The sequence below is a fragment of the Candidatus Stygibacter australis genome, from assembly GCA_030765845.1.
GTDB classification, from domain to species: Bacteria; Cloacimonadota; Cloacimonadia; order Cloacimonadales; family TCS61; genus Stygibacter; species Stygibacter australis.
On the sequence record JAVCDJ010000027.1, the window covers coordinates 1 to 10,093 of the forward strand.

The following is a 10,093-nucleotide window of genomic DNA, read 5'->3' on the forward strand; positions in this document are numbered from 1 at the left end:
ATACTTGAGATGAAAACAATAGAGAATAGAATTATCAAAGAATCCTCATTTCATTTGTAGTACCCAAATTTAAAACCGGTTTGTTGTTTTTCAATGACTTAGCGGTTGTTTCTCGAAAGATGGGTTAGACAGTTCGATGAGGCTAAATGTATCCCTCCACCTTCATTTCCACCATTGCCGTTAATTATAGCCTGCCCATGCCGAATAGTCAGGTCAGAAATAATGACATTATCACAGTCTTCCAGTTGTAGTACTCTTCCAGTGAGTTCTGCATCAAGGATGGTGGTTTCTTCTGCTGTGCCCACCAGTGAAATATATTGAGGCATTATTATTGGGTAACTTTCACCATTTACTGAGGGACTGTAAGTGCCTGCTGCCAGATAAATAGTATGCGGTTCAGCTTCAGTTGCTTCGATGATTGAGCAGGCATACTGGATAGTTAGCAATGGTTCCTCTGGAGATAATCCGCTGTTAGCATTATCACCTGCCGGTGATACATATAGATCGGCATAAGTTCTTTCCATGTTTTGTGGTTCTGAATCTGAAATGGCAGTATTATAAACTTTATGGTTAGTGAACTCAGATTTTACTGTTTCAGCATTTACCATAACAAAACTAATTACAAAAGAAGTACAGATTAAAAGTAAAACTATTCTTTTCATTATCCCTCCTGATATTTATGGAGTATTTTATTGCCTTCATATGTGTGCCTGTCAGATGTAACATTATACTCAACAATACAAACAATGTGTTCTTTATTTTAATTGTCAATATATAAAATAAAAATCTGGCATCCCCCCGGAATTGAAATATTTTACTGACTTAAAAAATGCCCTGCAGGGGCATCACAATAATAGCCACGGGTAAAACCCGTGGATTTAAAATCACATTAAGTCCCCACCTCATCCTGTTTTCGGCAACGCCAAAAACAGGATGGGGTGGGGGTAAATTTTGTGTTCATTTTTCCCATGGGAATCACCCATGGCTATTATAGTAGAACCCTTTCAGGGTAAAGAATAATTTCAAAAGATATTAATATGTAAATCTTTAATTATTAGGTTTATCAAATGCTTGCTCTTTTGGGAATAAGCAAAAGTGGTACAACCATCCGTTTTTACCCTTTTTCAATTTCTGAAAAAACGGTTTTTCAGAGCAAAATGAAAAAACGGTGAAAAAATGATCGAAAATTCGATTTTCTAATTAACTTGACAAATCGATTTAAAAAATAAAAAATAACGCAAATTGGATACCGTTTTTAAACGCTCTGATTCTTTTATGAACAGAACTCCAAAAAAACAAAATAGTACTTTGAGTACAAAAGGAGTTATTATGTTTTATTTAATATCAGGAGCAGGAGCTTCAGGAAAATCAAGTATTATCAAGCAACTGAGAGAAATTTTAACAAACGTCGAATGTCATGATGAAGATGAAATCCCTTATGACTCAGAAAATGTTTATGAACGATTTAAAACATGGTTTGAAAAAGCATTACAATGTCAGAAAGAGGGTAAAGATTTTTTACTTACTTCACATATGCCATTTGGGCAATTATTGGGAAGTAAAGAAGCTATCAAATTTAATGGTATCTCAGCATGTTTGATAGATTGTCATGATTATGTAAGAGTTAAAAGATATCGGAACAGACCTCATTTTGAGGAATGGCCTTTGATTATGGACACTTTATGTTGGGCTGCTTATCACAGAATGCACGCTAAAGAACCTGAATGGGAACAAAGAATAGTGCTAAATCGCAATGAAGGGAATTATCAACATGAAAGATGGACTTCATGGAAAAATGATGATCCAAGATGGAATGTTAAAGTATTTGATACGACAACAAACAGTATTGATAAAACAGTTTCAGTTTTAGTTGATTGGGTAAATCGAAAAAGAAATGAAGAGAATTTGTTAACACCTGAAAAAATATGGTGGAAATAACCTCTGATAATTGTTAATTTTAACGAAAAGCCTTTGGATTCCAAAGGCTTTTTCTTTAGTATCTATTAATAACATTCAGGCAATTTAAATTCAATATTCTTTGATTTAATTTTCTCAATAATTGCTATAAAAGCTTCAATGGGTATCCATGAATGCATTTCTATTATCTCATTCAAGGAAGGATTATTTAGACCTCTGCCACCATCAGGAATATCTTCATCAATTCTCGATAAAACTGACGGCAAGTCATGATACCCAAACATGCTATTATCTTCATCTAAACACCAATCAAAAGAATCGTAGGTGCAATCTACGTTTAAGCATTTATCTAATCCTGCCTTAATAAACCATGAGTAGTTAATATTCTCAAAATTCATTTGCTTATAGCCAAGTTTTCTGAGAATAGTTTGAATATTAGCAACATGTTCATTATTCCAATCAAAATTTAGGTATCCATTTTTACTTCCAATATTCATAAAAGGAAACCTAAACACTTTAATTGGTTTTTCAATTCCTGATTCAATATAAATTGATTCTATGAGTTTATCTGTTTCAGTTATTTGGGATTCTGCTTCTTTAATTGAAATTTCTGAGAAGTTCGGATGATCATAGCTATGATTCCCGATTATGAATCCATTCTTTATTGCTTTAATTACTTTTTCAGGTCTCTTAACTATTTTCCTTCCTTCACAGAAAAATATTGCAGGTATTTTATTATCTGAAAGATACTTCAATATCAGATCAAAATTATTGGAAGGTGCATCATCAATTGTGAGATATGCTATTTTCTTTTTCATAAGAATCTCCATTAATAACTATGTAAGTTTTTTAAGCATACTAAGGGTTAAGCTATCATCAACTAAAACATGATTACCAGGTTCAATTTCTTTTCCTTTATACATCAACCCTCTACCATCAAAATTATATCCTCGTTTTATATACATTCTTTGAGCAATCCCATAATCAGAATATAAACCAACTCCTATTCCAATAATAGAATAACCATTCTGCTGTATTGATTCTTCAGCAATGTTCATTAATTCAGTTGCTATTCCGTTATTCCTGAATTTAATTAGAGTGTTTAGATCCTTTATTTCTGGAATATCCCTCTCTTTGAAATATAGATATGGGCTTTCCCATTGAATAGTTACATACCCAGCAAATTCATTATCATATTCCGCTACAAAAACAAGGCGTTTTCTGGATTGTTGTTCAGAAAAATATTCCTCATAAAGACTGTATGGTTTATTCCAACCCTGGGCTTGAAATGCTTCTGATAATACTAAACAATCTTTTTCTGTCATTCTCCTTATTCTAATTTTACTCATTAATGACTCCTGTTTATATTATACCTAACCTGAGCAATTTCCTTTTGCTAATATCACTAATCTCTTTGGTATCTTGCAACTATGAAAAATCTTGAAAGACCATGCGGTATTCCTACAATTTATCATAATTCAATATCCTCAAAGATATTAGCAATCTTAATCAAAACAGAATCACTCAGAATAGGTTATAGTCAAATTAAAAAACTCTGATCTGAAGTGCCATATCACCAAGTATCCTGAAAGTCTCAGCGCGCATTTCCTAAATGATTACATCTTGCTGCTGATTCATGAAAGCTTCAACATTACAATCAGTGATTCTGAAATGCATATAATTGTCTTTTACTTATGAGTGCAAGAAGTTTTTTCCTCAAATTTTACATGAATAGATATTTTGAAAATATATTTGACAGAATATTCGTGAACCTTATCAAATTCTTGTAAATGTGAAAAGTTTGACAGGAAAGATTGATAAATGATATATTGAGCATGTTTATTGAATCAAGATTAGCTTTTTTTTCAATGAAAAGCTATAAGAAATTAAAACAAAGTTTAAGTAAAATGTAAAAATCGCTGTAAATTGCGATGTTAGTTATTTTCGATTTTGGAGGAATACTATGAAAGCGATTATATACACAAAATACGGATCACCGGATGTTCTTCGGCTCAAGGATGTAGAAAAACCAATCCCTAAAGATGACGAAGTTTTGATAAAAATTCTTGCGGCATCCTTAAATGCATATGACTGGCATTTCCTGACTGCTGACATATTCTTGATTCGCCTGATGGGCGGAGGATTGCTCAAACCAAAAGACTCGAGACTCGGTACTGATGTAGCGGGGCGGATTGAAAAGGTTGGCAGAAACGTCACACAGTTTCAGCCGGGAGACGAGGTGTTTGGTATGGTAAAGGGCGGTTTTGCTGAATATGCAAGTGCACCTGAAAGCTCGTTGTGTTTGAAGCCGTTAAATACTTCATTCGCTGAAGCAGCAGCTATACCTATGGCGGCGATCACTGCTCTGCAGGGTCTACGTGATGAGGGGCATATCAAGGCAGGGAAAAAGGTTTTGATCAATGGCGCATCAGGTGGTGTTGGAACTTTTGCGGTGCAAATTGCCAAATCTTTTGATACCGAAGTTACTGCCGTGTGTAGTACGAAGAATTTGGAACAGGCTCGTTCGATTGGGGCAGACCATGTTATTGATTACACAAAAGAGGATTTCACCAAAAATGGTCAGCAGTATGATCTTGTATTTGCGGCAAATGGCCATCATTCGCTTTCTGCTTATAAGCGCGCCTTGACTCCTAAGGGCATTTATGTGATGGCTGGAGGTACCATGACTCAAATCTTCCAATCCATGTTCATGGGTTCAATGCTGTCAGAAACCGACGGCAGGAAAATGGTTGGCGTAAGAGCAAAACGGAGCCCAAACGACCTGGTTTTTATTAAAAAACTTTTTGAAGCAGGCAAAATAGAATCTGTTATTGATAGACGGTATCCATTAAGTGAGGCTGCTGAAGCGCTTCGGTATCTTGGAGAAGGACATGCCCGAGGAAAAATTATAATAACTATGGAAAATGGTGAAAAAACCTGACAACGTCTTGCAGGCGGACTTTTCAGAGGATTAGGGCATTTTTCTGGAATGATGAGATTAAGGGCTCTATATATTTGTATTTAAAACTAAACTCCTTTTTTATTCTTCATTTTGTGTAGAAAACAGTCCAGTGTAATCCTGGCACAGAGGGCGACATGCCTGTTAACTGCATAATATATCATTTCAATAGCAAACATTTTTTTACTGCCTGGATTTTACCGTTTACTTTTAATTCATAGTAATAAATCCCTGAACTTACTTTTTTCCCTAAATCATTATCACCATTCCAGATTATAGAATTAATTTTACATTCTTGTCCGCCAGGGTGGATTACATTTTCAATTTTCCATTCGCGAATGCGTTGTCCTTTAATGTTGTATATTGAAAGTTCAACTTCAGCATCTGTTTGGATTGAAAAATTAATAGTTGTTGAAGGATTGAAAGGGTTTGGATAATTAGAGAGATTGAAATTGTTTAAAGATAATTGATCATTGTATATCCCATCTTGAGGTTCACCTAACAAGTTCTCATAAGCTCCAATATCCGGCATACTTCCAGTGGGATTCGGTCGAGGATTTCCTTCTATGTCAAATTCCGGTGCATAATACCATATATCATCGATTGCGATCTCATCGATTCCTGCACCTATGCAAGGACTATTGTTCTGAAGATGATAATCATCTTCAGCAGGATTCAAGAATATTGGATCACAATCAATGTTACCGATTCCTCCCCAACCACCTTGAATATTTGAATATTGGACAATTGTGTTAGTATCTAATTGTGGTTCTGCATTATTATATAGAATCGAATTAAAAATAAAATCTATTCCTTCAAATAAACTTCCTGCAGGTTCTTGTGCAGAATTATTAACCAGTATTGAGTTAATAATATATACTTCATTAGAAGCTGAACAAGTAATTACGCCAGATTGAAAGCATGCATTATCTGCAATTATGCAATTAATAATTTCAATATCAGAATTTATTCCCTTTATTGCTGATCCTGTTTCAGAACCATTGCTATTAATCATTGATTTTTTCAATGAAATATTACATCCGTCAGAATATATGCCTGCGCCAAAACTTGAATTATTATCACAAATCTGAATGTTTTCGAGATCAAGAATCGAATCGTAACAAATTATACCACCACCATAACTAAATGCATTTCCGCCTGTAAAATTAGAGTTTCTCATTATTATATTTGAATTTGATATGTACAAATTGCCTCCATAACATCCACTTTGATTGTCACAAAATTCTATTTCATCCAGAAAAGCAGCAGAACAATCTAATATAGTTAGACCTCCACCATAATTATAAGCCTCGTTGTTCATTATTACCAGATTTGTTAGTTTAGGATTGGAATTATTACTACAATAAATCCCACCACCAGAATCAGCATAACCATTAGTAATCGTAAAACCAGTTAATACAGAAGTAGAATCTTCTCCGCTGTCAAATGTTACAACACTGCCGTTTTGACTACCATCTATTACAGTCTGTGAAATATAAATTGTGTCTTGAGTAGTTAAGAATAAAGATCCTAAAATTACTGCTTTTCCATTATAATTAATGTTTTCTGCATAAGTACCTGGCTGAACTAAAATGGTGTCACTTTCAACTGATATGTCGATTCCTGCCTGGATAGTTGCGTAATCATCCGGTATGTATATTGTTGTCGCAAAAGCACCTGTCATCAAAATCATCATAATTATAAACATAGCTTGCTTTTTCATTATTGCCCCCATATTCATTATATTATTTATAATATATTAATGAAATACTGTGACAATCTGTCAACTATTTAAAAAAAATACTATCAACCACTGAAGGCACTGAATTACACAGAAAGGAATATATAAAACGATACTCCGTTTAAACAAATAATAAATTCTTCTCTTCTTCAGTTCGCTTTGTTCGTTTTGTCTTGATGAGCCGTAAGCTTGCGAAGGCTATTCGTTGCTAAATCTCTTAAATTCCTCGACTCACGACTCACGATTTACGACTCACGGATAAATCATTTCTCGTCTCACTTCTCATCGAAGATACTCCGAAGCTTTATGCGTAGGAGTACGTCTCACGGATTGACAATCTGTCAATTATTTAAGCAGGATAAGTTTCTTCATCTCACTTCTTTCAGCAGTAATAAATCTCAGCAAATAGATTCCGCTACTTTGACCAACGGCATTCCAGGTAACTTTATGACTGCCAGCCTTATAAGGATCATTGACCAGAGTTGTTACTTTCTGTCCCTTTATGTTATAGATTTCAATCAAGACATTGCTTTCTGTTGATATATCAAAGACAATATTAGTCTCAGGATTGAAAGGATTGGGATATATAGAAATTAACCTGTCCAATTCCGGGATATCTTCCGGCAGATATTCCAGGTCATAAGAATTTCCATTATCCTCTATCTGAAAGTTGACATTCCACGCTCCCTGACTTTCCGCCTGATAGGGTATCATGACAATATTACCGGAGATCCCTGCAGCACTGATTAAAGCAAACTTATTATCATTATAGCTATAAAGACAATCATCATTTATTACTTCCGGTAAACCCATAGTCAGATTTTCTGATTTTGTCAGTTCATATTCAAAGCTGATAACCCCTTTCAGACTTTTGAGATAGATATATTCTGCATCATGGGAGATTGTGATCTCTCCTGCGGAGAGCCGCATAGCATTAACTACCGGCAATTCGCTGATTATCCCTACAACATACTGTAATATATAAGCCGCATCAATGGCGCCAATATCACCGCTAAGATTTACGTCTGCTCTTTCCACACGCCAGTCTGACCATGGCAGAGGGTCAAGCTCAGGCAACGGATCAAGTCCCACCACGTACATCAGAACCAGGGCAGCATCATAACTATCTACTACTCCGTTATCACTAATATCACCATAATATATCACAGCATTTCCTTCATATTCATAAGCACCCATATCAGGGGCAATTCCAAAATATTCATCTTCACTGAGATCAACTAAGACTTCACCATCATACTCAAAATAAGCAATTCCGGCATCAATGCAGGGTGAATCCTCAGTCAGATGATAATTTCCGTTTGCAGCATCCACGAATAAAGGATCAGCATCAATATTACCCTCACACCAGTTTACTGTAACATTATTATTAGTTTCTAAGCCCTCCTCTCCTCCCTCAATATCAGAATAGGCTATTGTTGCTATGTTTTCATCATTTATATATGGAAATTCCATTTCATGGGGTGAATTATTCCAAAGAATACAATTCACTAAACTCAGATTGACTTGATTTCTGCAATAAATACCACCACCATACTCTCCCGCCGTATTACCTGTAATTGTTACATTCACTAAACTTGGATTGGAGAAATTCAGGCAGTAAATCCCTCCGCCATCATCTTCTGCCGAATTACCTGTAATCGTTACATTCTCTAAACTTGGACTGGAAGAATTTGTGCAGTAAATCCCACCGCCATCACCTTCAGTCGAATTATCCATAATAGTAACATTCACTAAACTCGGACTGGAAGAAGAGCTGCAACAAATCCCACCACCATACTCACCAGCCGAATTATTAGTAATAGTCACATTCAATAAACTTGGACTGGAAGAATAGCAGTAAATACCACCGCCTTCCCATCCAGCCGAATTACCGGTAATCGTCACATTCTCTAAACTCGGACTGGAAGAATAGCTGCAGTAAATTCCACCACCAAACTCCCAGGACGAATTACCCGTAATTGTCACATTCACTAAACTTGGACTGGAAGAATAGCAGTAAACCCCACCACCCCTATGTAAAGCCAGGTTATCTGTAATAGTCACATTTACTAAACTCGGACTGGATTCCCAGCAGTAAATCCCACCGCCCCATCCAGTATGCCCATTAGTAATCGTGAAACCGGTTAATACAGAAGTGGAATCTTCTTCGCTGTCACATGTGACTACGTTATCATCTTGATTACCATCAATGATCGTTTGCGAAATATAGCTCGTATCCTGCGTAGTATAAAATAGCGACCCCAGAATTACTGCTTTGCCTGCAAAATTGATATTCTCCACGTAAGTGCCTGGCTGAACTAAAATGGTGTCACTTTCAACTGATATGTCGATTCCTGCCTGGATAGTTGGTTGTTCTGCTGGAACATTGATAATCGTTGCTGAAAGGTTTAGTGCAAAAATCAAGCAAAATAATGAAAAAATAATCGATATCTTCATTTTTCTCTCCAATAAAACCATATTGATGATTTTGTTATGATAAGTCAAATTTTATAAAACTTATCATGTTCCCAGTTTTTAGGATTATTTTCTATATAATCCCTGATCCTTTGGTATTCTGCATTATTTCGAATTATGTGATCGTGGAACCGCGATTGCCAAACAGGTGATCCCGGTGTTTCACGGTATTGATTGATATTTTTGGTTGCAGATGATTTGAATCCTGCCACAAATGATGATATTGATCTGGGGCAACGGTATGCAATCCCCGATTTATTGTGTGGTGATGGTGATGGTGGTGGTGGTGGTGGTGGTGATGGTGGTACAGACGCACGGCCGTGCGTCTCTACAATATTATTATCAATATTATTTTCAATGCGTAGAATACCATGCAAATGATTGGGCATAATGATATATGAATCACAAATTAATTCCAACCGAATTTCAAATGATTTATGCCATTCCCTAATAACAATCTCGCCAATTGGTGATAATATCATTTTGTGTTTCTCGATTTGCCCAAACAGACATTCTCGATTGGCAGTGCAGATGGTGATAAAATACTGACCTTCTTGCGAATAATCCCAGAATGGTGCCCTCGCTGAACGTATCCGATATTTGTTTTTGTATTTCTCGGTCATCATGTTTCCCTTATATTACCATCATGCAAAGAGACGCACGTCTGTGCGTTTCTACCCGACCATATGTTTCTCCTTCCCTCACCAATAAAACCAATACCAATATCAATAATAATTTATACATCATAATAACTCCTCATATTAATTAATATTCGTGTAATGCTTCGGGTGTGCTGCTGAATCAGGACGATCACGCTTGTTTGCCGTATTTATAGATTAAATTCTCATCTAACATATTTTATAGGATAATATTTCAATTCTTTTAGAAATGAATGTTTTGTTTGAATTTTTCTCAGAATTTCACAAAGATTACTCTCAGTTATTACATAATCAACATATGGAAGTAGTGAAGAAATGATAATATCATAAACATCTGAAATA

The 10,093-nt window shown here is 35.6% G+C and carries 8 protein-coding genes; 3 read left to right on the top strand and 5 right to left on the bottom strand.

All coding sequences use genetic code 11. The annotated features are described in order from the left end of the window. Positions 1 to 98: 98 nt before the first annotated feature. The gene (locus RAO94_01270; GenBank protein MDP8320958.1) at positions 99 to 662 is read right to left on the bottom strand and encodes a DUF1565 domain-containing protein; all 564 of its coding nucleotides are present in this window, start codon (positions 660 to 662) and stop codon (positions 99 to 101) included. Positions 663 to 1,329: 667 nt separating this feature from the next. Here RAO94_01270 and RAO94_01275 point away from each other — a divergent pair. Continuing rightward, positions 1,330 to 1,938, top strand: a complete 609-nt coding sequence (locus RAO94_01275; protein MDP8320959.1) for a hypothetical protein — start codon at positions 1,330 to 1,332, stop codon at positions 1,936 to 1,938. A gap of 65 nt (positions 1,939 to 2,003) precedes the next feature. Here the strand turns inward: RAO94_01275 and RAO94_01280 are convergent, their stop codons facing one another. Continuing rightward, positions 2,004 to 2,735 carry a polysaccharide deacetylase family protein gene (locus tag RAO94_01280; GenBank protein MDP8320960.1) on the bottom strand — a complete coding sequence of 244 codons (732 nt, stop codon included), beginning with the start codon at positions 2,733 to 2,735 and terminating at the stop codon, positions 2,004 to 2,006. A gap of 18 nt (positions 2,736 to 2,753) precedes the next feature. Further along, on the bottom strand, positions 2,754 to 3,266 hold the full coding sequence (locus tag RAO94_01285; GenBank protein MDP8320961.1) for a GNAT family N-acetyltransferase: 513 nt from the start codon (positions 3,264 to 3,266) through the stop codon (positions 2,754 to 2,756). Between the two features lie 614 nt (positions 3,267 to 3,880). Here RAO94_01285 and RAO94_01290 point away from each other — a divergent pair. Continuing rightward, the gene (locus RAO94_01290; protein MDP8320962.1) at positions 3,881 to 4,858 is read left to right on the top strand and encodes an NAD(P)-dependent alcohol dehydrogenase; all 978 of its coding nucleotides are present in this window, start codon (positions 3,881 to 3,883) and stop codon (positions 4,856 to 4,858) included. 178 nt (positions 4,859 to 5,036) lie between these two features. Here RAO94_01290 and RAO94_01295 read toward each other — a convergent pair whose 3' ends face one another. Continuing rightward, positions 5,037 to 6,611 (bottom strand): choice-of-anchor Q domain-containing protein, encoded by a 1,575-nt coding sequence (locus RAO94_01295; protein MDP8320963.1) that lies wholly within the window; start codon positions 6,609 to 6,611, stop codon positions 5,037 to 5,039. A 351-nt stretch (positions 6,612 to 6,962) separates the two neighbouring features. Continuing rightward, positions 6,963 to 9,074 carry a T9SS type A sorting domain-containing protein gene (locus RAO94_01300; protein ID MDP8320964.1) on the bottom strand — a complete coding sequence of 704 codons (2,112 nt, stop codon included), beginning with the start codon at positions 9,072 to 9,074 and terminating at the stop codon, positions 6,963 to 6,965. A gap of 192 nt (positions 9,075 to 9,266) precedes the next feature. Here RAO94_01300 and RAO94_01305 point away from each other — a divergent pair, with 192 nt between their 5' ends. Further along, entirely contained in the window at positions 9,267 to 9,473 is a 207-nt protein-coding gene (locus RAO94_01305) for a hypothetical protein (GenBank protein ID MDP8320965.1), read from the top strand. Positions 9,474 to 10,093: the final 620 nt, after the last annotated feature.